The following is a 24,924-nucleotide window of genomic DNA, read 5'->3' as shown; positions in this document are numbered from 1 at the left end:
ATCAGCGGCCCCAAAAAGCCTTTGCCGCTGCTGAAGACTTCCGGACGATCTTTTTGCGGGGCCGGATCGGGGCTGCCTGCGCGGGTGCTGCGCCGGTAACTATAGGCTGGTCATCACCACCTGCGGATGGCTGCGGAGCCGGGATCGCGGCGGCCGGTGCGGACTGGACGCGGCGAGCAATACCAGGGACGGCGAGTTTCAAGCCCTCCCAAGCCGCCTTGGCATAGACCCTCGCGTCCAACGCTTCGGTCCGAGCCCCGTCGTAACGTGGCTTCCAGCGCGATTTCCGACGGCCGGACTTGTCGTAGCTGTATGACCGCTTTTCGTTTGTGACCTGTTCGAACCATGCTGCCGGCCTGTCCGCGGGGACGTGCATAAAGCCTGGGCCGGGCTGCGTCTTCGACACGCAGGTCGCCACCCAGTCCTTGGCCGCCTGGACGCCAACGAGATGGAGCTTCGCTCCATTCCTGATCGTTGGCGCGGACGCCGTCCAGATCGGCTGCCTGTGGGTCGCCTCTGATGCGCCCTTAACGGCCCAGATGCGGCGGCGGGTGCGAGCGCCAGCGAAGGCGGTCACGGCGTCAATGATGCTACCGTCGCCTCCGCCATTATCCCCGCCGGTGTCGATGCATGCGGCCTGGGCTCGGATAGTGCGACCATCCTCCGTTCGATACTCCTTCAGTAGAATATCATCGAGAACCGCCCATGCGCCGCCCTCGGTGGGGTCGCCAGGGATGACGTGATATGCCACGGACCACGTCTCATCGCCCTGGCCAAACGCAACGATCTCACATTCCAGTCGCCCGTTTCCACGGCTGCCCATCGGCTGGACATCGACGCCGGCGACGATCACGAGGGCACCGGCAGGAAGGAGATCCCAGGCTGGCTCGACCCGCGCCGCGAATTGCGTAGGGTCAACCTCGGCGAGCTGGTCCTCGTGCTCCTCCCAGCTCTCGCCCAGGCGGTTGTTGACGAAGGTCTTCAGCTTTGCCTTGTCGCCCTGGCAATCGAGAAAATCACGGACAACGGCCTCCAGGGACCACCCGGGATTGTATCCGATCCACCCCCAGAAACCCGCGCGCGTAACGGGGACAGCGCGACGGCCACAATGCTTGCACATAGCGCGCCCCTCGCCATTCCACAGCCGCTCGGTCTCTGGGGACTGGAGTTCGCCACAGCATTCGAACGGCTTTGTCTGGCGCCAGACGATCGCGCCTTTCGTCGTCAGCAGGCGGATTCTATCCGCCTCAGCCCAGGGCTGTTCGCAATGCTCGCATTCATAATGTGCGATCTCCGGACGAATCCGGCCTTCCGCGTCCTTGAATTTCACCCGCTTCCATTTCAGGTAGTCCATCTCGCCGCAGCATGGGCATGCGATATACGGCTTCCGCATGTCGCTCTTCTGATACTCCAGTTCGATCCGCGATTTACCGCGGATAGTTGGAGTGCTGACTAGGACAAGCTTTTCGCGACCCTTGAACTGGGTTGCGCGCGACGACGCCAGGGCGACCGGATCGCCATCGACGGTCTCGGCGCAGTCGTCGAGTTCGTCGACGAGGACGACTTTCGCGGACCTGTTGCGCAGATTCGCGGTGCTGCCGATCGTCATGAGCTCCAAGAACCCGCCAGCGAACCGTTTGAGCCCCTTTGTGAACCGTTCGTTCTTCGTTTCAAGGGCCTTGGCACCGCCCCAAAGGGCAGCCAATTCCGGCGTATTTACGATCATCGGATCGATCTTTTGCGTGACCGTCGTGTCGATCGTATCCTGCCCGGATGAGTAGAAAAGCATGGGGCACGGGTCGAGATGCATGTGGTAGCCGACAGCCGTTTCCAGGGATGTGGTCTTCATTAGCTGTGCGCCGGCCATCACGATGATGGCACGGATTGACGGATCAGATATTGCGCGCATCGGTCCGCGACCGATCTCGAAGTTCGAGGTCTTCCAGCGACCCGGGATGGCTGAGGACTCCGTGGGAACAATACGGTATTCATCCGCCCATTCGTCCGCCGTGAGCCTGGGCGGAGGCTGGTAAGCGCGAGCGCATTTTGCGGCAATGGCGCGACGGAGGATGTCAGCCGGGGCGACCAGGTCAAGCATCGTCGTCATAGTCGTCCTCGCCGTCAACCGGATCGTCGTCATCAAGATCCAGGTGGTCGTGTATCGATGCGTGCGGATTGCCGCCGGCCTTCTCGATTGCCGCAGCTGCAGATGAGATGGTCGTCATCGCGGCGGAGATCTCGTCGTCGATCATGCGCTTGACAGCGGCCGGGTCCGTTTCAGCGGCCACAGTGATGGACAGGCGGGATCCGATTGGCATCAGGGACGAGCGGACGCGCTGGTTCTGGTCGTCCCAGACATCGGCAATCAGGTCGACCGGGATGAGCGTCCCGATTTCCCGGCACGCATCGGCGCGCCTCTTGATCGCGCGGTAGTGCCAGTCCATCGCTTTAGCTCGTCCCTCGTGATACGTCTCGCCGTCCGCCAGCCCGGCTTCTTCGAGCGCCTGCGCCTCGCGCCACGCAATCAGATCCCTGATGCGGACCCTGGCCGGATTCGTTCGGCCCTGTCCGCCGGCGATGTGTGGAGCGCCAGCCTCGATCCAGTTCCTGATCGTCTGTGCGGTGATACCGATCGCATCGGCCGCATCGCGCACTGTCATAGTGCCGTCCGGCAAAACGGTGACGACCTTCGTTTGGCCGTCGGGATTGCGCTGGCGCGTGGGCTGTCTCGCCATTTTCGTGCTCCAAACAAACCAAAATTTTTCGATTCACAGGTGGAAACAAAGTGACCTGGGCAAAACCACCTCAATACCCCTATGCCCCCTGGGAGGACCCGTAAAAATTTCCAGGAATTTTGGTATCTTACGGGCCAATTATGGCCGGGGCGACAGGCATGCAGCAGGCTCTGTGGTCGCGGAAATGGAGCCAACAAGCTCCGCGACATCGCGAGCAAATGCTGGCGCGAGCGCCGGAACCACAGATAACGTCACGACGACTGCACAGATAGCGATGCATAGCAGAAAGGTCGCGAAGCAGATCTCAATGAAACGGTCCATGGTGGGACTCCTTTGGCTGGGTCTCCTCCATGATATCCGAGCTCCGAGACCCCCGGCGCGGTGGCCTGATGCTACTCGATCAGTTCCAGGACATAAGCGGCAACGGTATGCGCGGAGTGGATGGCCAGTCGGGCATGGCGCGGCTTGATGGTGATGTTCTGCCGCTGCTCCTCCGACCGACCATGAGCGCCGCTCTTATTGTTCCTGAGGTGCGCGATTCCGTCGACGATGCTGTGCAATCCCGATGCGATCTTCTTCAGGTCTTTGTTGTCCCAGTCCGCTGCCCGAAGCCCAATCTGTTCCGCCGAGAGCTTCCATAGGTCACCCAGGGTGTCGCCGCTCTTATAGGTGACCTTCTTATGATCGAGGTAGGCCTTCAACGTGGCCTCCAGGACATTCCCCGCATATTGCGCGGCCTGATGAGGATCCTGCTCGATCATCGTGAAAGCACGCTTGATCTCGATATCGACCGAAGCGAGGCCGTGCTTCTTCACGTTCTCATCGAGCGATAGTGTCGGCACGGCCCCGCCCTTGGTGATCGTGCCGCCGGGAATGAATGTCAGACCATTGGCGGACAAGGCCTCGCGGACCCGCTGCTTTTCGGCATCCAGCTTCTGGACCTGTTCGCTCTCACCAGACCAGTAAGACCGGTTCTCGACCTCCATCGAAAAGAAATCATCAAGGATCGCGCCGAGCACCCTGAGCGGCTCCGAGGTAAGCTGGTTCGTCTGGCGAAGCCACGACTGCACCTTCACGGATTTACTGCCCTCAGGCACTGGATCAGGAGCGCCTGACATCTGAAATAGCGACGTGAGGCCTGCCACGGTGTAACGGTCGGGAAATATCTGACTCAGAAGGCCGATAATGGGTGTCGGGATTCGCTCGGGCGGATGCATCGGATTTACTCACATGGCAGTGTCCGTCACAGACTATATAGCCGGGCTGCGAAATCAAAGCCGGTTGGCGGGGTGGTTAGCCTGGATCTGCAGATGCCGCTCGAGCATCGGGCCGCCGAGGCGGCGCCACTCTTTGCGGATCCCGAATATTTCCCGATAGCGGCGCGTCTGCGTGAAGACGGTGAGCCGCTGCAGCGGTTTTGACGGGTCCTTGGGCCTGTGGAAAAGCCCGGCTTTCGTGTAGGCTCCGCGGGGTCGGCCGAAGAAATACTGCCCGATCTCCCTCGTGGCGGTCCTCTTGCCGGGTATGACGTGCTTAGCGGCAAGCAGCTTCGCCCGCTCCGCCGGTGACCACCGCCATTTCTTGCCCAGGTTGCCGAATTTCGCTTCTTTGACGCGCGCGTGGATTGGGGTGTGGATCCGCTCCGCGCGCTCCCCGAACTCCCCCGGCCCCAGGTAGCGCGCCTGGATCCGATTGAAACGCAATGAGGAGGTCAGATCTTCATACGATGCCGCTTTATAGAGCACCGCGGACGGCTTCGACGTGAAGGGCGTGGGCCGGTCGATGACCCTCTTCATGATGTCGGGAGTTGCCGCCCTCAGTTCCTTCGCAGTGTCGTTCAGGCTGTTCCGAGCGACCCTTTTGATTTTGCTGGGAGCCACGCGGAGGCGGCGTTCGAGCGCCCCGGTATCAATGCGGACGGTCGCCATCAGCGGATCCGCCAGTCGATGTCACCGCGGCGACAGGGGCGGCACATGCGGACGCCAGAGTGCGCGGAAATGATGGGGCGGGAGCAGCACAGGCAGGGGCGGATGCGGGCGGCGGAAAGGCCACCGGAGGCGCGGAGATCGGAGAGATCAGCGGCTGATGCATGAGCGTCGCCCAGTGACGCGGACAGCCCTGCAGAGCCGCCCATGGGCACACCAATGTCGGCGGCCAAGCGGGCAGCAGGGAGGCCCTGGAGGCGGCGCTGGAGGACGGCGGCAGGCAGGTGCGGGGACAGCTGAAGCCGGATGACCGGGGCGTCGAGAGCGGGGGGGTCGGTGTGCTGCATGATGGGGGCAGCGTAGCGCGGGCGGGCCGGGCGGGGCGCGGCGAGGCCAGGGCAACTGGCGCGGGTATATAGGGGTATAGCGGAGGAAAAGGCAGTCGAAAGGGTGGACCGGGCTGATCTGCGTCAGCAAGATCAGAGCCGGGACAGCCCTTTCGACTAGACTTTTTCGTCCCATCTATTGATGTGAGGAGTCTTAGGTCATGTTGACAAATGGCGGAGCCAGAGCCTGATGCAGGCGACGTCGACGAAGCCAAGGAAGCTTTCGGCGGTTTTGTCGTAGCGGGTTGCAAGGCGGCGGCTATTTTTCAGCTTGTTGAAGCAGCGCTCGACCATGTTGCGCAGGGTGTAGATGGTCATGTCGACAGCCTTGCGCACCCTTCGGTTCCTTCGCATCGGTATCATGGGCAGGGCGTTGCGGCTCTCGATGTCTTCCCGAATTTTATCAGAGTCATAGCCCCTGTCGGCGACCAGAACTGCTGGTTGCGGCAGGTTGTCGGCCATCACCATATCATAGCCGGTGTAGTCGGAATCCTGCCCCGGCGTGATCTCGGTCCTCATCGGGAGGCCTGCGCCGTTGACGCGGAGATGGATCTTGGTCGAGAAGCCACCTCTCGAACGGCCAAGAGCCTCTTTCGGAGTCCCCCTTTTGCGCCCGCCGCATGATGATGGGCGCGGATCACAGTGCTATCAACCATCTGGAGCTTGTCTGGCGCGATCCCAGCGTGGTTCAGCGCATCCAGGATATCCTCCCACAGTCCCGCCAAAGTCCAGCGGCGGAACTGACGGTAGACCGAGGACCACTTGCCAAACTCTTCGGGCAGATCGCGCCATGGCGCACCAGTCCTTGCGATCCAGAATATACCATTCAGAACAAGACGATGGTCCGCAGGTTTCCGCCCGTTAGGGTGCCGGACGGCACGAATGAAGCCCTCGAAGAAGGTCCACTCATCGTCGGATATCAGGTTGCGTGCCAAGTTCATCTCCCACGTAGAGATGAGCTTGAATCATAGGACGACTGCCAGAGGAATCCCTTTTGTCAACACGACCTAGATCTTAAGATTCTTTTTCTTAAGATCTTAAACCCCTTCCCCTTCATGTCCCGGCTCTGATCTTGCTGACGCAGATCAGCCCGGTCCCTTCGTTGAAGGGTTTAAGAGTTATCTTAAGAGCTAGTGACCGATTCGGCCTTTTCAAGGGGTCACGGCCAAATATTTTTATCCCTGCAAGTGTTTTTTCATCCGATCGGGCATTTTAGTTGCATGAATGCAACACGTGTCCCGATCAGGGGGCCGCAAGCGGCAATGAAGCCGGCTGACGCCGGCAGGATTCTAGGAGAAAAAAGGCGGGAAGAATTCACCCCAGAATCGTCATCAAAAAGAACCCACCTTCATCACCAGCAGCAGCAAAAGCAAAAGCAACCTTTCCTTTTCATCACCACGCCAAAAAGCCTCCTCCATCTCTTTATTTCATAGAATCCTAAAGGCCCGTTAGGGCCATCATTGCCGGCCTCGGCCGGCCCCCTCATCTCCCGAACCATCTCGAACTTTCCAGAGGCCCGCCAGGGCCTCCCTCGCGCGCAGGCCCGCGCGCGCACGCACATAGAGCACCGTCTCCGCACCGCGCCTCCCTTCGCCGCGGTGCCATAGCATGCCAGCGACCGCACCAGCCCGCCGGAGCCCGCGCCGCATGCCCGCCTACCGTTTGCCACGGATCACCCCCGACGCCCGCCAGGCCGCCCTGCGCGCCCTGGACGCTGCCCTGACGGCCAACCCGGCGCCCGGTCCATCCCGCCCGCCAGTGCCTCTATCCGCCGTCGAGCTGCTGGAGCTGTCGATCATCGACGACGCCCTCGACCATCTCCTCGCCCCTCAGCTCCCCCGCTAACCGCCCTGGCCACCACCCCCGATCACGAGCCCCAAGCATGCCCCAGCCACCCCAGCCATCCCGCCGCCTTTCCGATGCTGAGGTCGAGGCCCTGGTCGAGCGCGTCGCAGCCCGTGCCGCCCGCGAGGCGTCCGCCCGCGCCGCCCGGGAGGCCGTGGACGACGTCTTCCGGAGCCTCGGCCTCGATGTGCGCGACCCCTCGGATCTCGTCAGCTGGCACGCAGACAGGCAGTGGACGCGCGCCGCCCGAGAAGGCTCCAGCCGCTTGGGATTATCTGTCAAGACCACGGTCATCGGGTCCCTCGTGACCGCCGTGCTGGCCCTGATCTGGTCTGCCCTTCAAAACGGCCCTCCTGGCGCCCCCTGACTCTCCCTGGTCGCAAACGCCACCCGCCCAAAATCCATAAAATTCCCTCCCTCGAACGAGATCTCCACATTCCCGCCCCGGAGCCTCACCCGCCCCAATCTGCCAGCCTTCGCGCCCGTTCCCTCCGTAGAGGGAAAGATATGGATTTCTCCCTCTAGGAAATACTTAGTCCTTGTTTTTGTTGACTAATTTTGCGATTTTGCTTTGTGACCCGGTTCAGTCGGGCTATATTGATCTCATAGCAGCGGGACTGGCCCGCAGCACCCCAGGAGATCGAAAATGACCATCCAGACCCCCATCACCCCGGCCCCCACCGAGCTCGAGATCATCATGGAGCAGATCGAGACGCAGCAGCGCCGCTCCGCCGCGCTCATGGCGCTGAGCGACGGCATCCGCGACCTGAAAATCGCGCCCCTCAAAGCCGCCAAGGGGGACCCTGAAGCGGAGCGGCTCGTCTCCGACACGCTCCGCGCGCTCGTGCCCGCCTTGAATCCGATCGACATCGACATCATCAATGACGCACGCGAGCATCGCGACTATATCAATCTCTGCAATATCGCCCGTGACGCGCGCCATCGCTCCGAGCATATCGACGCGGAGATCATCGATCGCCTGCAGTGCCGCGCAGCGGCAATCAAGAGGCGCGCCGAGGCCCGCGGTGCCGACGCATACCGCGCCAGGATGGCCGATCGCAAAACCGCCTACACCAAAGCCTACGAAGCCGCGATGAAACTCACCCCCTCGCGGCGCCGCCAGCTGGCTGAGGCCCTCCTGGACAGCTGACCAGACCAACCCCCAGAACAGAAGGCCCCTGCCATGACCATGATGACCCCCATCGACACGCCTCCCGCCACCGCCATCCCGCAAACCGCCTTCCAGGCCGACGAAAAGCTGACCGCTTTTGCCGCGGTCGCCGGTGAGATGCTCGCCGACGCCGCCCAGGCGTTGGACACCGCCGCCGGTGCCCCGGCCTCGGTCGCCGCAGGGCTGCGCAGACAGGCCCGGATGCGGATCTCCGGGGTCTCGCTGCTGATCGAGGACATCGCGCATCTGATGCCGCACGACCATGTCACGCAGCTGATCACTGACCTCGGCGCGCTCATCGATGTCCAGTCCGTCTCGCCGGATCAGGTCAGGCTGTCGGCGGACATGGTCGACGCGCTCATCGAAATGGAGCTCTACCAGCTCCGCCTTGGCACCATCTATTCGCGTTATGCCTGACTGCCTTTCCCACCGCGCCGCCCTTCCTGGGTGGCGCATATGATTCAAGGATGGCGCGGGTCAGCAGCGCGCCCTGGTGCAGCCTCATGGCACCCTCCGTTGTTGATCACTGCTGCCCCTTTCCCGGCTCGGGGGTGATAGAGCCGGGACAGTTTTCCCCGGCCGTGCGGGGCCCGATCTCCAGATCAGGATAGCGCGGATGCAGATTAGCGGGTCGTGCTGCAGTCATGATCAACGCCCGCAGCCATGGTCGGCGCCTCCTTCGCTGATGACATGGTCGTCGATGCCGGGGCCGACGAGACCCGCCCTGGCCATAATACCGAGGAGATGTGAGATGGATGAGCGCGAGATTACGGATGATCCGACAGTCAGTGACGGGTTCAGAAACGCCGTTGCCGGCATGATCGCCCTCAAGCGCGACGGCGCGACGGACGACGAAATCGATAATCAGATCAAGGTCATCGCGGTGCGCGCACATGAGGCTCACGATCGCATGGGCATCACACTGACCGAGAGCAGCCGGCGTATGCAATTGCGCATCATCGACAGCGATGAAACTGAGGTCGGTTACGACTGGCTCGTGTGGCTCGATAAAGTCCACTGACCCGCCGCCAGCCCAGAGGCCCCGTGCGGGGCCTATCGATGTTTCAGGTTCTATCGACGCCCATGCTATCGGCGGCAATTTTTGAATCCAGGTCGGGGTATTGTATGTCCGGAACCAGGTTCTTCAGGAAGCGCGCCCTGGAGACCTTGGCGTTGGCGCCCAGCTGTCCGGCAGCATGCCAGCGAAGCACATTCTGCACCGGAACGACATAAACGTCCATGTCCGGAAACTGCATGATATCTGTCAGTATGAAGCCCTTCACCCCGCCGAGTTTCGCTTGGAAACCTTCCTCGTTGAACTTCCGTCCAGAGCCCACCTGATTTGAAGGGTTAAAATAAACGCCTCCTCCGGTGATCGAGCGGACTTCCCACATCCCGCCGGTCGGGTCGAGTAGGTCATATCCTGCACCCTCAGAGGGGGCTAGTTGCCAGCCTGGATGATCCCATTTCAGCCGGCGTTCGATGATGAACGAGACCCTTCGCCCGTCCATGAAATATTCCCGAACGTCCTCGACCTTGACGCGCATCGCGCGGGCCAGCTCCTGTTCGTTCCACGATATTCGAAACTTGTTCTTCAAGTGTGCCTCCTGCATGTCTACTGCAGGGATGGCACGTCGCGGACCGATTCATCAAGGAGGACATCTTGACCACGTTCGCTGAATATTTCGTCGAGGCCCTTGAGCGCGAGGGCGTCGATGCTCAAGAGCTGATACGGGCTTGGACACAAGAGGAGCGTGACCAAGTCACCAACAAGATCAGGAGCGCGATCGATCTATCCGGTGTTATCGGAAAGCAAATACCTGATTTCAAAGGAACAAATCAATCAAAGGGCAATCAGGCGGCCGATTTCCTCTTCGGTGCAATCGCTGGACATATGGGGAACTCGGGAAAGATTGCGACCGCGCCGGGTAAGGGTTACCCGGACATGATATTTTCGCTCGATGGTGCTTCCTTCTGCATGGAGTTTAAAGCCACATCTGCTTGGAAGGCAGGGGATAGCAATCGACGGGTGCTGACCAGTTCGACCTCTAAGCTGCGCTCTTTAATCCAGGAAGCGCATGTCGGGAACCCACCCGCACATTTCATATGCACGGTCCTCTATTCCGACAACGATGCAGTGGTTACCGGCGTCAGACTGGATTTCCTGGAGCCGGATACGCCAGTGAATATCAGGCTCGAGGCTTCAACATCCCAGAAGCTGCTATCTGAGGGCGCTCACACCATCGTTCTCATGCCCTAATGCCGGCGAAGAATGACGATCCGGTTCGTATTTGTGCCCTTCGAACCGTTATCCACGCCCCAGCAGTTCGCCGTCTTCGTGAACTCCTGATCGTTGATCATCACCCCTAGCCTATCGAACGGAAGGCCCTCCGCGGCCCTCCAAACAAGCTTTTCGAGCAACACCTTCCCGTTGCGAACCTCTCCCACTTCGAACGCGACATGCCCGCCCGAACGAAGGATGCGGGCCTGCTCCGCGAGGACGTTGTGGACCATCTCTGTCCAGGATTCCTCGGTGCGATGCATTGCGATCTTCACGTCTTCGGGGTCGATCCCCGCGAACCAGCAGCGGAGCCAGTTGTCGAGAGCATATTGCACGATGTCCAGGAACGGCGGCGACGTAACGACCAGGTCCACTGCACCGTCAGCGATACCGGGCGTATCCCATGCTGCCCCCACATGCAGAGAATGCCGCACCTGCGAGGGTGCTTGGCCATCTTTGAGGAGTGTTCGCGTCTTCTTCGACACCACCTTCGCGATATCGCGGGGTGGCGGCGTAACGCCCAGCTTCTCGTTGATCTTCAGTTGGGCCTTCACGCTGACCGCTTGGTTCGGCGGCATAGAACGACCAGAGAAAAAACCAGGGGAATGGCCGGACAAGCGGTTGATCGACACCATACGAATCCAGTCTGCAACAGGATCCGGCCTGTCCGAATTGATCGGGGCCCTCTCATCGATCCAGTCTCGCAAGGCTTCGAGGCCGGCCAGCGTGGACGGATGATAGAAGGCCAGAAGGTCATCACGCCGGATTTCACCCGATCCGTAGTCGACAGACCGAAGCGCCTCATCCACAGACCTCTGATTGATCGGCGCGAGCCGCGGCCTGGTCAGCAGAACAGACAGCGGATTGATGTCGTTTCCGAAAGCTTGGCGGCCCATGAGTGCCGCCTGCACGGGCGTGGTTCCGCGCCCCATGAACGGATCATGCACCACATCACCAGGCCGGGTTAGCCGCTCAATGAAGAACTCGGGAAGTTGGGCTTTGAAGCACGCGCGATAGCTGATTTCGTGAATGCTGTGCGCTTGCCGCTGCCCTGCAGTCCAAAATTCGTTCACAAAGTATGGGATATCGTCGACGATGTCGCGCGCCGTCTTCCTTCCAAACTGGTCGAACTCAGCCACATCGTCGATGAAATCCTCAAGCACTCGCTCGGAAAGCGGTGCAATCAGGGCGGCGGCCTGCGGCTCATCGAAGAGAGAGAGCTGGTTCATGGTCACTCCTGCAGCGCGTTACCGGGCTAACTATATGTTGAGGCAGCTGCAGGCGCAAACCCTGCCGGGAGGATCGGCAAGAGTTTTCCGGATTTTTGTTCTACGATCGTTCTTACTCAAGGCGATCCTGCCGCCCAACTTACGGCAGACTTGAGTCTCACGGTTTTGTTACCCGCAAGCCCCGACTGAATGTTTGCACCTATCCTTTTTCCGGCCCGCCTCCGGCACCTCCCGAAACGCCCAGCATTTCCGGGTTTCCGCCGGCCCCGCGATGCCCGCGTCATCGGATAAAGTATTTCCTAACCCATTGATAGATATAGATGTTACACCTTAAAGTTGTTGAGCCGGCGGTGCCGGAGGGGTATCTTTAAGTCATCGAGGGCGGCAATGGCGCCGCCCAGAATTAGGATGACACACATGACCACCGCGCATATCGAGACTGCTGATCTGGCGACCATGGCAAAGCAGCTCTTGGATCGCCCTGATGTCTATACTGCCAAGGTCTGGCAGGACCGCCGCATCTATGTCGGCCTCACGGGCTACGACCCGTCTTGGGCAGGCGATCGTAACCTCAAGATGTATTACGATCCCAAGCTCGGCTGGATGTATGAGGGATTCAAGGGGCTGATGTCGCAGGGGTTCCGCGCATCCTTTGCGAGTTTCTGCGCCGATTTCCAGCCCAAGGGTCGGTAACGCCACCATGCTCCCCGATCTCCTCCGGCACTACAACAGCTCCACCAGGCCCGCGGCCTTCGCGGCCTGGGCGGAGAGCCTGCCGCGCACGAAAGCCGCCGGATCCGCGTTCTGGTCGGCGGCGGTCGCCGAATGGTCCGGCTTCGACCGCATCGACCACTATCGCATGTGCAAGCTTTTCCGAAGGTTCCGTTCAAGCCGCCCGGCGTCCCTCATCGAGCGCCTTCCAGATAAAATCCGGATTTATCGCGGACAGGACGCCGGCGATGCCTTCGGCTTGGCCTGGTCCACCGACAGGACGATCGCGGAAGGCTTCGCGGAAGGGCACCGCGGTTTCGTTCATGATGATCCCTACGTCTACGAAATCACCGTGTCCAAGGAGGAGGTCGCATTCTGCTGCGATAACAGGGGAGAGGCCGAGATCGTCCTGCTGCGCGTGACCCCGGACATGGTCCGCGAGGCTATCGACGGTGCGCTCAGCTACGACTGATCTGATCATAGATCTCTGCGAGCCGTTCGAGCGCCTTGCGCTGCGGATCCTCGACGATTCCGGACAGGTCGATATCCGCCAAATATGCATTGATCGCCCGGCTCGATTCTTCCCGCCGGTGGTCCGTTCGGTGGCCCAGGATCCGGTCGATAGTAGAGAGCTCCACTTCACCCGCCCGCATGATCGTCGCAGCGGTCCGCCGGAGATCGTGCCGGTGCCAGCCGGATGTCCCGGATTCCCGCATGATAGCTGACGTGATCCGGGTCCAGTTCCCGAGCTCGGTGCCGGCCTGACCCGGGAAAATCAGGTCATTAGGACCCCGACCGAGATATTCCGGAATCTCATCGAGGAGCGCGATCACCGAATCCGGGATCGGCAGGAGCTGCGACCGGGCCCCGCCGCGGACGGATTTGACGGACGGCTTGAACCAAGTTTTTGCGTCAAAATCGATATGCTGCCACCTCGCCGCGCAGACTTCCGACAATCGGGCACCCGTCAGCATGATAAATCTCAGCGCAATCGGCCGGACGTCAAAGTCCGGATGCGCCTTCATTTTCAGTGATTCCGGGGCCGGATAGACAAGGAGAGGCCAGATTTTCTTGATTTCGTCGACGCTCAGCGCCCGATCCCGCGTCCCTGAAATTTCCTCGTCATCCGCCGCCGGATCCAGCGTGTCCTTTATATCTGCTACGTCCAGCGACGGACGCCGGCGCTTGCCCGCGACCCGGAATCGGCCGCGACCCGCAGCCCAGTCCAGGACCGGCATCAGGTAGGCCCTGGCTTTCGAGACCTGCCCGTTCGCCGTCACGGCTCCGGATTTTGGCTCGTAAGTCAGCATTGCATCCGCGAAATCCTCATCCGGAATCTCGCTCACACGGGTGCCGAGCAATCCGGAAAACACAGTCCGGATCCGCTTCCGAGCTTCAGAATCCATGCCTCGCTTCGTCCTGGCCCAAATTGCCTTGCCGGCGCCGGGTCCGGATTCGTATTCTGCGATCAGCTCGCCCAATGTCGGGTCGCCCGACCGAGCCGTGGCCGCCTCGCGCTTTGCGGCGTTGAGGTTGCCCGATGCACCTCGGATCTCCGACAGGACCGCCGCCGCCCGGACACGGGCGTCCCGAAGCGACATGTCCGGGTAAGTGCCGATCGTGATCCTCTGCTTCGCGCCATCTGCAGCCGTCCCGCGCACGGCCCAGCTCTTCGCTCCGGCCGGTGTAACGCGCAAAGACAAGCCCGGCGCCCTGGCATCAGGGAAGTCCGTCCTGGCCTCGACAACCAAACGTCGGATCATGTGATCGGTGAGATCGACCTTCGCCACGTCCTGCCCCTTCAGCTCGTCATTCTTGCCGGCAGCATACTGGGGACACCGCGGGGACACCAGATCACGCCGGACTTTGTCCCCAAAATAGCCACTCGCCGTCCAACCCGGCACGGCATGGCGCTTGACACGATGCGATCCGCACCTGTAGCGCCTTGATTAGAAGTATATTTTTCACCCTCTAGAGAGAGTCCTCCGGATTTCTCATTCCACAGCATGAACGCGAAGGCAGGATTGAAAATCCGCGTGTCGGTGGTTCGAATCCGCCTCCGGGCACCATTTCTCCAGAATATCGCAACAGTCCGATGGGCCGGTGATGGCCTCCGGCGTCGTCCATCGGCAGACGCCACCGGTCGCCCAGCTCTGCGGCTTGTCCCCCTGTGCGCCCGGGCCCGAGCAGTTGGGAAGGCGGTTGCCGCGTACCCGGATACGTGCTCCCGGCGGGGGACCCCTCGTTCCCACGACAGTCGGGACGGTGCGAAAAGCGGTAGAGGGTGCTTCGTGAAAGGCGCAATTCGAAGCGCGGGCACACCCCTGCCCCGGCCGGTCTTACAGGCCGCAACCCGCCATCGCCGCGCGGATCGCCGCGCCGGAACCGGACAGCGAAAAGCGGACGCGCCCGCGGTCGTCCGAAATCTCGACCGCATTTCCGGACAGCAGGGCGCGGAGCAAGGCAGAATCCCTGGCCGCACTGGTATAGCGCATGCCGCCCCTGCTGATGAATTGCGGCCGGAACGAGGTTCCGTCAACGCGAATGGCAAGCGAGCGGCCCGAGCCGGCCATTCCCTCGACGGCCAGGATGCCGCTCTCGCCGCGCTTGCACATGTAGCTCAGCGAATGGCGCCCGGATTCGATGCCGGCGTACCGCCCCTGGCCGCCGCCGGCCACGCCGCTGACCCAGGCCGGGCCGGACGGCCACTGGCGGGAGGGCGCGGCCTGTCCGCCGGGGACCTGGCCCTTGCCCTCGCAGATCTCGGCCACGCAGGCGTGATAGGCCGGGCTTGAGGCGGGGCCATGGTGGAACAGGCATTGGTTGACGCAAAGCTGCCCGGCATCCATCTGCGCCCGGGCGGGGCCGCCATGCAAGAGCGCCGCAGCGCCGATCGTCGAAAAGGCTAGCAAACAGAACCGGCGCAACATCGACCCTTCCTTTCCGTTCAGGGGGTTGCCTCCATTCTGCTGGCGCCCGGTGCCCTGTCAATCGGGCAAGCGCGCCGGGACGGTCCGGCACGGGCCGCGGCATGCGCCGCAGCCCGTCCTGGTTCAGTGCTGCACCAGCGGCCGGCCATGCTGGGCATGGCGGACGGCCAGCTTGCGCGATTGCCGGCCCGAAGGCAGATGCCGCGCCGTTTCCGGCGTGAAACCGGCATCGCGCAGCATCGGGAACAGGGTGAAGATCTCCTCCCGGGCCGCGCGGCCCACCGATTTCAGCGCCTGCGCCCCGGTATAGAGCGATTCGGTCGCCGCACCGTTCGAGTTCACGACCTCATGCCGGTCGAAGAGGATGTGGAAATACTCGATCTCGGTCAGGTCTTCGGCGATATCGACGCCTTCGACCTGCAGAAGCTGCTTGGCCGCCACCAGAACCTCCATGGCACCGAACATCTTCATCGCGATCTTCGAACGCACCAGCACGCGATGCTGCGGCGACACCAGCAGGTCGGTCGAGGGGGTGTTGCGGCCCAGGGCGCCGGCCCGGATGCGGATCGCGCGCAATTTGGGCTGCGCCCGCAGACTGGCCGCATTCAGCCTGACCGAGCCGATCCAGCGGACGGGCTGCAGGCCGTTGTCGCGGGTCACCACCATGTCGCCCAGCTTCAGCTCCTCGACCGGAACGAAGCCCTTGTCGGTCTCGATCAGGGTGCCGGCGACGAAGCAGAACACCTCGTCATCGGTCAGCGTCAGCGTGCCGTTGACGTCGTGATTCATGGTCACGACAACACCGTTCGCGGTGTTCTGGAGCAGGTCGGCCGACTGAAGAACCAGCGGCCCGAGCAGCGGCCCGACCGCGGCGGCAAGCTGATCGGCGATCCCCGAGATCGGCCCGGTCACCGAAATCGGCCCGAGAACGGGCAAGGTGAGGCTGGCGGTCACCGCAAGATGGTCGTCGTCCAGCGGCTCTTCGCTGATGAAGTAATAGGTGCCATCGGCCTCCATCAGGTGGCCGCTGATCGGATTGACCTGCAGGCTGACGGTGGCCACGCCGGGGATGCCCACGCTGGCCGCGGCATTCGCCACCGTGGCCGAGCCCTGATAGGTACCGGGAGCGGTCAGCGGATTGCCGGTATCGTCCACCGGGGTCAGGTTGTCGCCGGCGCTGAGCGTCGTCGCGCTGGTGGCATCGACGTCATATTGCGCGAATTCCTGCGAGCTCTCGAAGGCGTTGAGCAGCGAGGTGTTCGGCACGAAGGCGATCTCGCCATCGAGCCCCACCGTGATCAAACTGGGGGGAATTTCCGTGAAATAGGGCATAGGATAAACCTTGTTACAGACCTGCAGCAATTGCGGTCGATTGGGTTGACGAGTTCGCGCCACCCCTGCGGTGGGGAATGGCGTGACTGCGGCACAAGGAAAAAGGAAACCAGGCAACCCGCTATCAACTTATGCGCGATTCGATCTTTTCACGCAAACGTTAACCCATCGCGGCGCGCATTTTTTTTGCCCGCCCGTTCAGCCGGTTCTTAGGGTATTTTTCACGGATATCGAGGACCCGGCCTTGGGCCGGCGCAGGGCGCTCGACCCTGCTATGCAACCATTGCGCGAGGGCGATGGCTGCAGAGGCGCGGTCGTGGGCCGTGGCGGAAACGCACGGCGGCGCATCGCGGTCAGCGATCCGTCATCCGGCCTCGACTGGTCTCACCATCCGGTTCCGGGGATTGGGAAAATGGTGGGCGACCCTGGAATCGAACCAGGCATGGGTCTCCCCGGCGGAGTTACAGTCCGCTGCCGCACCTTGCAGCACGTCGCCCGCCGAACGCTCTCGGCGTGGAGGGGTGATTATCCCGCCCGCTCGGGGGCGTCAAGCGGGATGCGGCCAGAATCTTGCGCTTTCTGGGCCGGGCGGCGCGGCGGCCGGAAAACTTGCATTCGGCCGCGATTTCTGCGCAGTCGGAACCATAACCGGGAATCCGACATGGCCGAAAAACCGCAGAAGACCAAGAAGCCCGCCTGGGTCATCGACAAGGAACGCGCCCGCCGCGCCGCCGCGGCCGAAACCGTCTGGCTGTTCGGCCTGCACGCCGTGCGCGACGCGCTGGCCAATCCGCGGCGCGAGAAGCTGCGGCTGGTCGTGACCCGCAACGCGCTGGACCGCCTCGGCCCCCTGCCCGAGGGGCTTGAAGCCGAGATCGCGGATGCCCGCAGCTTCGACCGAACCGTGCCGCTGCCGCCGGAAAGCGTGCATCAGGGCGCGGCGCTGGAGGTGAAGCCGCTGAAATGGGACAGCCTGGCCGATCTGGCGCTGTCGGGCCCGGGGCGACCGCTGCTGGTGGCGCTGGACCGGGTGACCGACCCGCATAATGTCGGCGCCATCCTGCGCTCGGCCGAGGTGTTCGGCGCGCGCGCGGTCATCGCCCCGGCGCGCCACTCGGCGCCCGAGACCGGGGCGCTGGCCAAGACCGCCTCGGGCGCGCTGGAGCGGCAGCCCTATCTGCGGGTCACCAATCTGGCCGAGGCGCTGATCGAACTGCAGGCCATGGGCTATGTGGTGCTGGGGCTGGACGGCACCGGCACCGAGGCCCTGCCCGAGGGGCTGCGCGAACTGGCGGGCCGGCCGCTCTGCCTGGTGCTGGGGGCCGAGGGCCCCGGCCTGCGCGAGCGCACCCGAGAAATCTGCGATCGCATCCTGCGGATTCCCTTCGCCGCGGATTTCGGCTCGCTCAACGTCTCGAACGCGGCGGCGGTGGCGCTCTATGCCGCATCACAGAGCTGAGCGCGGCCATCACATCGGCGCTAGAAATCGCCCGGCCGGGTTGAGAATCGGCCATGGCTTTGCCAGATCGAAGGCATCGCCCCTCACCCCAGCGCCGCCATGATTCGACCGTTTCTCGCCAGCCTGCTGCTCGCCTTGCCCGTTTCCGGGGCAATGGCGCAGAATTGGGCCCTCGACGGCATGGATCCGGTTTCCTACGGGACCGAGAACGCCGCGGTGCCGGGGCGCACCGACCTGGTCACGGTCTGGCGCGGCCAGGCCTGGCATTTCGCCAGCGAGCATAACCGCAATCTTTTCGAAGCCAATCCAAAGGCTTACGCCCCAGGCTTGGGCGGCCTTTGCGTGGTCGCCCTGTCCGAGGGCCGGTCAGAGCCGGGCAATCCGCGCCATTTCGTGGTGATCGGCCAGCGCACCTATCTGCTGCGCTCGGAACAGGCACGTGAGCGGCTTCTTGCCGATCCGCAGCAAATCCTGATGCGCGCCAAGGCCGTCTGGTCGCGCATGAACCCCTGAAACTCACTTTTTTGCGATGGGGGTGGAACTTTTTGGCCACGGTTCCCATTTATTTACCGGACATGACCACGGAACGGTCATGTTCAGATCACTGTCCCTCGTTCCGCGACTTGCGCCCGGCCAGACCACTGGACCGGGCGCTTTTTCCATGCCACTTTCGGTTGAGATCTGGGGGAGGATCATATGAGCCTGGCAATACTTCGCGATATCGGCACCTCGCCGGTCGATGACGACATTGCGCGCATCGCCCGCACGGCGCGCTGCATCGCCATCGTCGGCCTGTCGCCGAACGAGGCCCGACCATCCTGGGGCGTCGCCCGTTACCTGAAATCGCAGGGCTACCGCATCATCCCGGTCAATCCGGGCCATGCCGGCAGCACCATCCTGGACGAAAGGGTCTATCCCGACCTGCGGGCGATTCCGCCCGAAACCGGGGTGGACATGGTGGACATCTTCCGCCGCCCCGAGGCGGTGCCGGCCATCGTCGAGCAAGCCATGGGCCACCTGCCCCGGCTGGGCACGATCTGGATGCAGCTTGGCATCCGCCACCCGATTGCCGCCAGCCGCGCCCGCGCCCGCGGCCTGACGGTGATCGAGGACCGCTGCCCCAAGATCGAATTCCCGCGCTTTCTCTAGCGCGGCCCGAAGCGCATGAAAAAGGCCCCGGGACCTTTGGGATCCGGGGCCTTGCCTTGTCCGGGTTGCGGTCAGACGCCGGAATAGAGCCCTTCGTAGATCGGCCCCAGCGTATCGACCTCGAAAAGCGAGCTGACCGAGGTGCCGTTCCAGATGTTCAGGATCGCCTGGGCGAACATCGGCGCGGTCGGCACGATGCGGATGTTCGAGGCGGATTTCACCTTCTCGGTCGGCTCGATGGAATCGGTGATCACCAGCGATTTCATCACCGAGCCCTGCACCCGCTCGACCGCCGGGCCGGAAAGGACGCCGTGGGTGATATAGGCATGCACCTCGGTCGCGCCGTGCTCGGTCAGCACCTGCGCCGCCTTGCACAGCGTGCCGGCGGTATCGCAGATGTCGTCGACGATGATGCAGGTCTTGCCGGTCACGTCGCCGATCACCGTCATCTCGGCCACCTCGCCCGGCTTCTCGCGGCGCTTGTCGACGATGGCCAAGGGCGCGCCGATGCGCTGCGCCAGTTCCCGCGCCCGCGCCACGCCGCCCACATCGGGCGAGATCACCATCAGATCGGACAGCCGCTCGCGGAAATGATGCTTGATGTCCAGGGCAAAGACCGGCGCGGCATAGAGGTTGTCCACCGGAATATCGAAAAAGCCCTGGATCTGCGCCGCATGCAGGTCCAGCGTCAGCACCCGGTCCACCCCCGCCTCGGTCAGCAGGTTGGCGACCAGCTTGGCGCTGATCGGCGTGCGGGCCTTGGCGCGGCGGTCCTGGCGGGCATAGCCGAAATAGGGGATCACCGCGGTGATGCGCGCCGCCGACGAACGCTTCAGCGCGTCGGTCATGATCAGCAGCTCCATCAGGTTGTCATTGGCCGGGTTCGAGGTCGGCTGGATGATGAACATGTCCTCGCCGCGGACGTTCTCATAGACCTCGACGAAGATCTCCTGATCGTTGAAACGCTCGACCCGCGCCTCGACGGGGGCGACATTCATCCCGCGATGCATCGACATGCGGCGGGCGATGGCATTGGCCAGAGGCCGGTTCGCATTCCCCGCGATGAGCTTCGGTTCGGTCATGGCCGGCATGGGCTTTCCCTGTCTGGATTCGTGCGATTGCACCCCGCTTAGCACCGGGCTAGCCTGCCCGCAAACCCCGGAGGCACACCCATGGCGCATATCGACTATTACTTCGGCACACCCAGCCCCTGGGCCTATCTGGCCGGCGACCGGCTCGAACGGGTCGCCGCGGGCCACGGCGCGACGATCACCTACAAGCCGGTGGATCTGCTGCAGCTTTTCGACCGCACCGGCGGCGTGCGGCCGGCGAACCGCCACCCCTCGCGGATGGAATACCGCGCGCAGGAGCTGCGGCGCTGGTCCGAGCATCTGGGCATGCCCCTGAAGCTGAAGCCCGCCTTCTGGCCGGTGAACCCGGCGCCCTCCTCCTATGCCATCATCGCCGCGCAACAGGCCGGCGGCGGCGACCTGCCGGGGCTGGTGCAGGGCTTCCTGCGCGCGGTCTGGGCCGAGGATGCCGACATCGCCGACGACGCGGTGATCCGCGACAGGCTCGCCGCCGCCGGCTTCGATCCCGAGCTTGCCAACAAGGGCCTGTTTGTCGGGGCCGAGACCTTCGGCCGCAACCTCGAAGAGGCGGTCGAGGCCGGCGTCTTCGGCTCGCCCTTCTATGTGGTGCGCGAAAGCGGCGAGCGTTTCTGGGGCCAGGACCGGCTGGATTTCCTCGACCGGCACCTGGAAAGCCTGTGAGCGCGCTGCATCTGAGGCGCTGGCCGGGGCACGAGGACCGCCCGGCCCTGGCGCTGCATTGCATGATGGGCAATGCCCGCTATTGGCGGCCCATCGCCGCGGATCTGCACGACCGCGTGCAGATCGCCGCACCCGACCTGCCCGGCCATGGCCAGAGCCCCGACTGGGCCGGCGGGCCGCCCGATTACCATACCTTCGTGACCCGCGAGGCGGCGTCGCTGATCGACCGGCCGCTGGACCTGATCGGGCACAGCATGGGCGCCACCGTCGCGCTGCGCATCGCCGTGGCGGCACCCGAGGCGGTGCGCAGCCTGACCCTGATCGAGCCGGTGCTGTTCGCCGCCGCGCCCGAGGCCATGAACGACGCGCTGCTGGACGATATCGCGGCGCGGCTTGCCGCCGGCGCGGATGCCGAGGCGGCCGAGGCTTTCCTGGCCATCTGGGGCGGGCTCGACTGGCAATCGCAGACCCCCGCGGGCAAGGCGCGTCTGGCGCGGCAGATCCATCTGGTCCAGGCCAGCAACGAGGCGCTGCGCCAGGATACCGCCAATATCCTGCGCGAGGGCGGGCTGGAGGCCATCGACGCGCCGGTGCTGATCGTCATGGGCGAGGAATCGCCGCCGGTGATCCCGGCAATCGCCGACGCGCTGGCGGCCCGCCTGCCGGATGTCGGGCGCGCCCGCGTTCCGGGGGCCGGCCACATGCTGCCGATCACCCATCCCCGGCAGGTGGCCGAGCTGATCGGGCTGAATCTGGACCGCGCCTGAGCGGCGGATCATTCCAGATCCCAGTCCTCTTCATGCCGGACCGGGCCGACGGCCATCCAGCTGGCCCGCACCCGCGCCACGCGGGTGTCGCCCCAGGTGCGGAACTGCAGCGCGAAACCCTGCCGGGTGATGTTCACCGCCTGGATGTCGGCGCGCTGGTTGGCGTTGCGGTCGATGTCCCACATGCTCAGCGAGACATGCACCACCGGCGGCTCGGCGAAGCTTTCGTCAAAGCGCACGTCCTGGGTTTCGACCCGCGGGCCGTGGCCGGTCCACATCGGCCCGCCGCTCTCGAAGGCCGAAAACATCTCGGCCGAGCCCTGGGCGACGCCCACGGCGAAATGTCCAAAACGTCTCAAGGCGCGCTCCTCCCTTCGCACCATGAAATTCCACGGCAGCGGATAAATAAAGCCCCGGGAAAACCGGGGCTTATTATCCTTTTAGTCAATATCCAGCTAATGCGGGAAATTGGCCTGGTTCGGGTCCAGCCCGATATGGGTGCCAAGCGCCTCCATGTCGGCCAGCAGCTTGACCGCGGCGGCGACCAGCTCCTCTCCGGCGGATTCGCGTTCCTTGGCGGCCTGAACGCGACGATGGGCCTGGGCCATCATCTCGTTGAAGACCTCCTGGGTCATCTCGGCGCGGGGATGCCCGCGTTCGGCCAGCAGGGTGACGGAGTCGTTGTTGATCTCGGCGAAGCCGCCGGTCACCGCGAATTCCGTCTCGGACCCGTCGCCTGCCACCACGGTCACCAGACCGGGGCGCAGGTTGACGATGGCCGGCGCATGGCCGGGCATCGCCGTCAGGTCGCCCTCGGCGCCGGGCAGGCGCACCTCGCGCACCGGGACGGAAACCAGGTTCCGTTCCGGCGAGACGAGGTCGAACTGCATCGTGTCGGCCATGTCGCCTCCTTACGCCGCGTCAGCGGCGAGACGCTGAGCCTTGGCTTTCACTTCCTCGATGCCGCCGACCATGTAGAAGGCCGCTTCCGGCAGGTGGTCGTATTCGCCGGCCACCACCGCCTTGAACGAGCGGATCGTGTCCTCCAGCGGCACCTGCACGCCGTCCGAGCCGGTGAAGACCTTGGCCACGTCGAAGGGCTGCGACAGGAAGCGCTGGATCTTGCGGGCGCGGGCCACGGTCAGCTTGTCCTCTTCCGACAGCTCGTCCATGCCGAGAATGGCGATGATGTCCTGCAGCGACTTGTATTTCTGCAGGATGCCCTGGACGTCGCGGGCGACCTGGTAATGCTCTTCGCCGACGATGGCCGGATCGAGGATCCGCGAGGTCGAGTCGAGCGGGTCAACCGCCGGATAGATGCCAAGCTCCGAGATCGCGCGCGACAGCACGGTCGTGGCGTCGAGGTGCGCGAAGGAGGTCGCCGGCGCCGGGTCGGTCAGGTCGTCGGCCGGAACGTAGATCGCCTGCACCGAGGTGATCGAGCCGGCCTTGGTCGAGGTGATGCGTTCCTGCAGCGCGCCCATGTCGGTGGCCAGCGTCGGCTGGTAGCCCACGGCCGAGGGGATGCGGCCCAGAAGCGCCGACACCTCGGAACCGGCCTGGGTGAAGCGGAAGATGTTGTCGACGAAGAACAGAACGTCGGTGCCCGACTGGTCGCGGAACTGTTCGGCCAGGGTCAGGCCGGTCAGCGCCACGCGCATCCGCGCCCCGGGAGGCTCGTTCATCTGGCCATAGACCAGCGCCACCTGCGATTGCGACAGGTTGTCGGGCTTGATGACGCCCGATTCCACCATCTCGTGGTAAAGGTCGTTGCCTTCGCGGGTCCGCTCGCCCACGCCGGCAAAGACCGAATAGCCCGAATGCACCTTGGCGATGTTGTTGATCAGTTCCATGATCAGAACCGTCTTGCCGACGCCGGCGCCGCCGAACAGGCCGATCTTGCCGCCCTTGGAATAGGGGGCCAGCAGGTCGATGACCTTGATGCCGGTGACCAGGATCTCGGACGCGGTCGCCTGGGCGGCGAAATCCGGGGCCGGCTGGTGGATGGCGCGGGTCTCGGACGCCTCGACCGGGCCGCCTTCATCGACCGGCTCGCCGACGACGTTCAGGATGCGGCCCAGGGTCGCATCGCCGACCGGAACCATGATCGGGCCGCCGGTATCCTTCACCGGCAGGCCGCGGACCAGACCTTCGGTCGCGTCCATGGCGATGGTGCGGACGGTGTTCTCGCCCAGGTGCTGGGCCACTTCCAGCACCAGGCGCTTGCCGTTGTTCTCGGTTTCCAGAGCGTTCAGAATCGCGGGAAGCTGGCCGTCGAACTGCACGTCGACGACGGCGCCGATCACCTGCGTGATTTTTCCATTGGCCTCTGCCATGTCTCTACCTCTACGTGTCAGAGCGCCTCTGCGCCCGAGATGATTTCAATCAGTTCCTTGGTGATCGCGGCCTGACGCGAGCGGTTGTATTCCGTCGTCAGCCTGTCGATCATGTCGCCGGCGTTGCGCGTGGCGTTGTCCATGGCGGTCATCCGCGCGCCCTGTTCCGAGGCCGCGTTCTCCAGCAGCGCCGCAAAGACCTGCGTCGCCACCGAGCGCGGCAGCAGGTCGTTCAGGATCGCGTGCTCGTCCGGTTCGTAGTCATAGAGCGCCGAGGCCTCGGCCTCGCCCTCCTCGACCACGGCGGGGATGATCTGCCGGGCGGTCGGAACCTGGCTGATGACGGATTCGAAGCGGTTGTAGAACAGCGTCGCCACGTCGAACCCGCCGGCGTCGAACCGGTCGAGAATCTCGTCGGCGATGGCGCGCGCATTGTCATAGCCGATGCGCTTGACCTCGCTCATGTCGACGTGATGGACGAAGAGCTCGCCATATTCGCGCTTGAGCTGCTCGCGGCCCTTCTTGCCGACGGTCAGGATCGACACCTGCTTGCCCTGCGCCTGCAGGTCCTGCAGGCGCTGGCGGGCGAGCTTGACGATGGACGAGTTGAACCCGCCCGCAAGCCCGCGCTCCGAGGTCATCACCACCAGCAGGTGACGGCGGTCCTCGCCGGTCCCCGCCAGCAGCCGCGGCGCCAGGTCCGAGCCCGCCGCCGCAGCGGTCAGCCCGGCCATCACCGAGGCCATCCGGTCGGCATAGGGGCGCGCGGCCTCCGCCGCTTCCTGCGCGCGGCGCAGTTTCGCGGCGGCGACCATCTGCATCGCCTTGGTGATCTTGCGCGTGTTCTTGACGCTGCCGATCCGGTTCTTGAGATCCTTGAGGCTGGGCATCTATCC

27 protein-coding genes and 1 tRNA gene are annotated in these 24,924 nt (G+C 63.7%); 12 read left to right on the top strand and 16 right to left on the bottom strand.

Annotated elements, in window-relative coordinates; translation table 11 throughout:
* Position 1: 1 nt before the first annotated feature.
* The 5 genes from LOS78_RS12710 to LOS78_RS12690 all read right to left on the bottom strand — a co-directional run bounded on the left by LOS78_RS12710 (position 2) and on the right by LOS78_RS12690 (position 5,987).
* Positions 2 to 2,107, bottom strand: a complete 2,106-nt coding sequence (locus LOS78_RS12710; protein WP_230378458.1) for a phage terminase large subunit family protein — start codon at positions 2,105 to 2,107, stop codon at positions 2 to 4.
* Entirely contained in the window at positions 2,091 to 2,735 is a 645-nt protein-coding gene (locus LOS78_RS12705) for a helix-turn-helix domain-containing protein (protein WP_230378457.1), read from the bottom strand. The genes LOS78_RS12710 and LOS78_RS12705 overlap by 17 nt, the downstream gene beginning before the upstream one ends.
* Before the next feature lie 392 nt (positions 2,736 to 3,127).
* The gene (locus LOS78_RS12700; RefSeq protein ID WP_230378456.1) at positions 3,128 to 3,952 is read right to left on the bottom strand and encodes an abortive infection family protein; all 825 of its coding nucleotides are present in this window, start codon (positions 3,950 to 3,952) and stop codon (positions 3,128 to 3,130) included.
* A 54-nt stretch (positions 3,953 to 4,006) separates the two neighbouring features.
* A complete protein-coding gene (locus tag LOS78_RS12695) occupies positions 4,007 to 4,663 on the bottom strand; it encodes a hypothetical protein (RefSeq protein WP_230378455.1) in 657 nt (218 codons plus the stop codon).
* A 542-nt stretch (positions 4,664 to 5,205) separates the two neighbouring features.
* A protein-coding gene (locus tag LOS78_RS12690; protein ID WP_085999836.1) for an IS5 family transposase occupies positions 5,206 to 5,987 on the bottom strand; the annotation gives its coding sequence in 2 pieces (ribosomal slippage) (positions 5,206 to 5,645 and positions 5,645 to 5,987; 783 coding nt in all).
* Between the two features lie 941 nt (positions 5,988 to 6,928).
* Here LOS78_RS12690 and LOS78_RS12685 point away from each other — a divergent pair.
* The 4 genes from LOS78_RS12685 (at position 6,929) to LOS78_RS12670 (ending at position 9,083) form a co-directional block, all read left to right on the top strand.
* Positions 6,929 to 7,258 carry a hypothetical protein gene (locus tag LOS78_RS12685; RefSeq protein ID WP_230378454.1) on the top strand — a complete coding sequence of 110 codons (330 nt, stop codon included), beginning with the start codon at positions 6,929 to 6,931 and terminating at the stop codon, positions 7,256 to 7,258.
* A 279-nt stretch (positions 7,259 to 7,537) separates the two neighbouring features.
* Positions 7,538 to 8,041 (top strand): hypothetical protein, encoded by a 504-nt coding sequence (locus LOS78_RS12680; protein ID WP_230378453.1) that lies wholly within the window; start codon positions 7,538 to 7,540, stop codon positions 8,039 to 8,041.
* A 33-nt stretch (positions 8,042 to 8,074) separates the two neighbouring features.
* Positions 8,075 to 8,479: a hypothetical protein gene (locus tag LOS78_RS12675; protein ID WP_230378452.1), complete on the top strand. Its 405-nt coding sequence runs from the start codon at positions 8,075 to 8,077 to the stop codon at positions 8,477 to 8,479.
* Positions 8,480 to 8,813: 334 nt separating this feature from the next.
* Positions 8,814 to 9,083, top strand: coding sequence for a hypothetical protein (locus LOS78_RS12670; protein ID WP_230378451.1), 270 nt, complete (start codon positions 8,814 to 8,816; stop codon positions 9,081 to 9,083).
* Between the two features lie 43 nt (positions 9,084 to 9,126).
* Here LOS78_RS12670 and LOS78_RS12665 read toward each other — a convergent pair whose 3' ends face one another.
* Positions 9,127 to 9,660: a hypothetical protein gene (locus LOS78_RS12665; RefSeq protein ID WP_230378450.1), complete on the bottom strand. Its 534-nt coding sequence runs from the start codon at positions 9,658 to 9,660 to the stop codon at positions 9,127 to 9,129.
* Between the two features lie 65 nt (positions 9,661 to 9,725).
* Between LOS78_RS12665 and LOS78_RS12660 the strand changes: the two genes are divergently transcribed.
* Positions 9,726 to 10,322, top strand: a complete 597-nt coding sequence (locus LOS78_RS12660; protein ID WP_230378449.1) for a hypothetical protein — start codon at positions 9,726 to 9,728, stop codon at positions 10,320 to 10,322.
* Here the strand turns inward: LOS78_RS12660 and LOS78_RS12655 are convergent.
* Complete coding sequence (locus tag LOS78_RS12655) at positions 10,319 to 11,572, bottom strand: DNA methyltransferase (RefSeq protein WP_230378448.1); 1,254 nt, start codon at positions 11,570 to 11,572, stop codon at positions 10,319 to 10,321. The two genes, LOS78_RS12660 and LOS78_RS12655, sit on opposite strands and share 4 nt — an antisense overlap.
* A 417-nt stretch (positions 11,573 to 11,989) precedes the next feature.
* On the opposite strand from LOS78_RS12655, the gene LOS78_RS12650 reads away from it, so the two are divergent.
* Positions 11,990 to 12,265 (top strand): hypothetical protein, encoded by a 276-nt coding sequence (locus LOS78_RS12650; protein ID WP_230378447.1) that lies wholly within the window; start codon positions 11,990 to 11,992, stop codon positions 12,263 to 12,265.
* A gap of 7 nt (positions 12,266 to 12,272) precedes the next feature.
* Positions 12,273 to 12,755 carry an RRP1 family protein gene (locus tag LOS78_RS12645; protein WP_230378446.1) on the top strand — a complete coding sequence of 161 codons (483 nt, stop codon included), beginning with the start codon at positions 12,273 to 12,275 and terminating at the stop codon, positions 12,753 to 12,755.
* On the opposite strand, the gene LOS78_RS12640 is transcribed toward LOS78_RS12645, so the two are convergent.
* From LOS78_RS12640 to LOS78_RS12625, 4 genes are all read right to left on the bottom strand, one after another.
* A complete protein-coding gene (locus LOS78_RS12640) occupies positions 12,742 to 14,073 on the bottom strand; it encodes an integrase family protein (RefSeq protein ID WP_230378445.1) in 1,332 nt (443 codons plus the stop codon). The genes LOS78_RS12645 and LOS78_RS12640 overlap by 14 nt on opposite strands.
* 549 nt (positions 14,074 to 14,622) lie before the next feature.
* Entirely contained in the window at positions 14,623 to 15,213 is a 591-nt protein-coding gene (locus LOS78_RS12635) for a DUF1176 domain-containing protein (RefSeq protein WP_230378444.1), read from the bottom strand.
* Positions 15,214 to 15,336: 123 nt separating this feature from the next.
* Positions 15,337 to 16,545: a Hint domain-containing protein gene (locus LOS78_RS12630; RefSeq protein WP_230378443.1), complete on the bottom strand. Its 1,209-nt coding sequence runs from the start codon at positions 16,543 to 16,545 to the stop codon at positions 15,337 to 15,339.
* Between the two features lie 413 nt (positions 16,546 to 16,958).
* A tRNA-Tyr gene (locus LOS78_RS12625) sits at positions 16,959 to 17,042 on the bottom strand.
* A gap of 164 nt (positions 17,043 to 17,206) precedes the next feature.
* Between LOS78_RS12625 and rlmB the strand changes: the two genes are divergently transcribed.
* The 3 genes from rlmB (at position 17,207) to LOS78_RS12610 (ending at position 19,153) form a co-directional block, all read left to right on the top strand.
* Positions 17,207 to 18,004, top strand: a complete 798-nt coding sequence (gene rlmB, locus LOS78_RS12620; protein ID WP_230378442.1) for a 23S rRNA (guanosine(2251)-2'-O)-methyltransferase RlmB — start codon at positions 17,207 to 17,209, stop codon at positions 18,002 to 18,004.
* Between the two features lie 153 nt (positions 18,005 to 18,157).
* Positions 18,158 to 18,517, top strand: coding sequence for a YHS domain-containing (seleno)protein (locus LOS78_RS12615; protein ID WP_230378441.1), 360 nt, complete (start codon positions 18,158 to 18,160; stop codon positions 18,515 to 18,517).
* Positions 18,518 to 18,700: 183 nt separating this feature from the next.
* Positions 18,701 to 19,153: a CoA-binding protein gene (locus LOS78_RS12610; RefSeq protein WP_028712150.1), complete on the top strand. Its 453-nt coding sequence runs from the start codon at positions 18,701 to 18,703 to the stop codon at positions 19,151 to 19,153.
* Positions 19,154 to 19,224: 71 nt separating this feature from the next.
* On the opposite strand, the gene LOS78_RS12605 is transcribed toward LOS78_RS12610, so the two are convergent.
* Complete coding sequence (locus LOS78_RS12605) at positions 19,225 to 20,244, bottom strand: ribose-phosphate pyrophosphokinase (RefSeq protein WP_230378440.1); 1,020 nt, start codon at positions 20,242 to 20,244, stop codon at positions 19,225 to 19,227.
* 81 nt (positions 20,245 to 20,325) lie between these two features.
* Here LOS78_RS12605 and LOS78_RS12600 point away from each other — a divergent pair, with 81 nt between their 5' ends.
* Both LOS78_RS12600 and LOS78_RS12595 read left to right on the top strand, forming a co-directional pair.
* On the top strand, positions 20,326 to 20,925 hold the full coding sequence (locus tag LOS78_RS12600) for a 2-hydroxychromene-2-carboxylate isomerase (protein ID WP_230378439.1): 600 nt from the start codon (positions 20,326 to 20,328) through the stop codon (positions 20,923 to 20,925).
* Positions 20,922 to 21,692, top strand: a complete 771-nt coding sequence (locus tag LOS78_RS12595; protein ID WP_028716621.1) for an alpha/beta fold hydrolase — start codon at positions 20,922 to 20,924, stop codon at positions 21,690 to 21,692. Before LOS78_RS12600 ends, LOS78_RS12595 begins: the two co-directional genes overlap by 4 nt.
* A gap of 8 nt (positions 21,693 to 21,700) precedes the next feature.
* Here the strand turns inward: LOS78_RS12595 and LOS78_RS12590 are convergent, their stop codons facing one another.
* From LOS78_RS12590 to LOS78_RS12575, 4 genes are all read right to left on the bottom strand, one after another.
* The gene (locus LOS78_RS12590; RefSeq protein WP_230378438.1) at positions 21,701 to 22,051 is read right to left on the bottom strand and encodes an H-type lectin domain-containing protein; all 351 of its coding nucleotides are present in this window, start codon (positions 22,049 to 22,051) and stop codon (positions 21,701 to 21,703) included.
* Positions 22,052 to 22,147: 96 nt separating this feature from the next.
* Entirely contained in the window at positions 22,148 to 22,594 is a 447-nt protein-coding gene (locus LOS78_RS12585; RefSeq protein ID WP_028712155.1) for a F0F1 ATP synthase subunit epsilon, read from the bottom strand.
* Between the two features lie 9 nt (positions 22,595 to 22,603).
* Positions 22,604 to 24,028 carry a F0F1 ATP synthase subunit beta gene (gene atpD / locus LOS78_RS12580; RefSeq protein ID WP_028716622.1) on the bottom strand — a complete coding sequence of 475 codons (1,425 nt, stop codon included), beginning with the start codon at positions 24,026 to 24,028 and terminating at the stop codon, positions 22,604 to 22,606.
* A gap of 17 nt (positions 24,029 to 24,045) precedes the next feature.
* Positions 24,046 to 24,918 (bottom strand): F0F1 ATP synthase subunit gamma, encoded by an 873-nt coding sequence (locus tag LOS78_RS12575; RefSeq protein WP_028712157.1) that lies wholly within the window; start codon positions 24,916 to 24,918, stop codon positions 24,046 to 24,048.
* Positions 24,919 to 24,924: the final 6 nt, after the last annotated feature.

It is taken from the genome of Paracoccus sp. MA (assembly GCF_020990385.1).
GTDB lineage: Bacteria > Pseudomonadota > Alphaproteobacteria > Rhodobacterales > Rhodobacteraceae > Paracoccus.
Note: the sequence above shows the minus strand (reverse complement) of the source record. Positions and strands in the feature narration are given on the sequence as shown.

Bases quoted from the DNA above. Each gene is read 5' to 3' on its own strand.
- LOS78_RS12645 (WP_230378446.1), top strand. From the start codon at position 12,273: ATGCTCCCCGATCTCCTCCGGCACTACAACAGCTCCACCAGGCCCGCG.
- LOS78_RS12650 (WP_230378447.1), top strand. From the start codon at position 11,990: ATGACCACCGCGCATATCGAGACTGCTGATCTGGCGACCATGGCAAAG.
- LOS78_RS12575 (WP_028712157.1), bottom strand. From the start codon at position 24,918: ATGCCCAGCCTCAAGGATCTCAAGAACCGGATCGGCAGCGTCAAGAAC.
- LOS78_RS12635 (WP_230378444.1), bottom strand. From the start codon at position 15,213: ATGTTGCGCCGGTTCTGTTTGCTAGCCTTTTCGACGATCGGCGCTGCG.
- LOS78_RS12630 (WP_230378443.1), bottom strand. From the start codon at position 16,545: ATGCCCTATTTCACGGAAATTCCCCCCAGTTTGATCACGGTGGGGCTC.
- atpD (WP_028716622.1), bottom strand. From the start codon at position 24,028: ATGGCAGAGGCCAATGGAAAAATCACGCAGGTGATCGGCGCCGTCGTC.
- LOS78_RS12600 (WP_230378439.1), top strand. From the start codon at position 20,326: ATGGCGCATATCGACTATTACTTCGGCACACCCAGCCCCTGGGCCTAT.
- LOS78_RS12670 (WP_230378451.1), top strand. From the start codon at position 8,814: ATGGATGAGCGCGAGATTACGGATGATCCGACAGTCAGTGACGGGTTC.
- LOS78_RS12685 (WP_230378454.1), top strand. From the start codon at position 6,929: ATGCCCCAGCCACCCCAGCCATCCCGCCGCCTTTCCGATGCTGAGGTC.
- rlmB (WP_230378442.1), top strand. From the start codon at position 17,207: ATGGCCGAAAAACCGCAGAAGACCAAGAAGCCCGCCTGGGTCATCGAC.
- LOS78_RS12680 (WP_230378453.1), top strand. From the start codon at position 7,538: ATGACCATCCAGACCCCCATCACCCCGGCCCCCACCGAGCTCGAGATC.
- LOS78_RS12695 (WP_230378455.1), bottom strand. From the start codon at position 4,663: ATGGCGACCGTCCGCATTGATACCGGGGCGCTCGAACGCCGCCTCCGC.
- LOS78_RS12610 (WP_028712150.1), top strand. From the start codon at position 18,701: ATGAGCCTGGCAATACTTCGCGATATCGGCACCTCGCCGGTCGATGAC.
- LOS78_RS12705 (WP_230378457.1), bottom strand. From the start codon at position 2,735: ATGGCGAGACAGCCCACGCGCCAGCGCAATCCCGACGGCCAAACGAAG.
- LOS78_RS12585 (WP_028712155.1), bottom strand. From the start codon at position 22,594: ATGGCCGACACGATGCAGTTCGACCTCGTCTCGCCGGAACGGAACCTG.
- LOS78_RS12675 (WP_230378452.1), top strand. From the start codon at position 8,075: ATGACCATGATGACCCCCATCGACACGCCTCCCGCCACCGCCATCCCG.
- LOS78_RS12605 (WP_230378440.1), bottom strand. From the start codon at position 20,244: ATGCCGGCCATGACCGAACCGAAGCTCATCGCGGGGAATGCGAACCGG.
- LOS78_RS12710 (WP_230378458.1), bottom strand. From the start codon at position 2,107: ATGACGACGATGCTTGACCTGGTCGCCCCGGCTGACATCCTCCGTCGC.
- LOS78_RS12615 (WP_230378441.1), top strand. From the start codon at position 18,158: ATGGCGCAGAATTGGGCCCTCGACGGCATGGATCCGGTTTCCTACGGG.
- LOS78_RS12700 (WP_230378456.1), bottom strand. From the start codon at position 3,952: ATGCATCCGCCCGAGCGAATCCCGACACCCATTATCGGCCTTCTGAGT.
- LOS78_RS12655 (WP_230378448.1), bottom strand. From the start codon at position 11,572: ATGAACCAGCTCTCTCTCTTCGATGAGCCGCAGGCCGCCGCCCTGATT.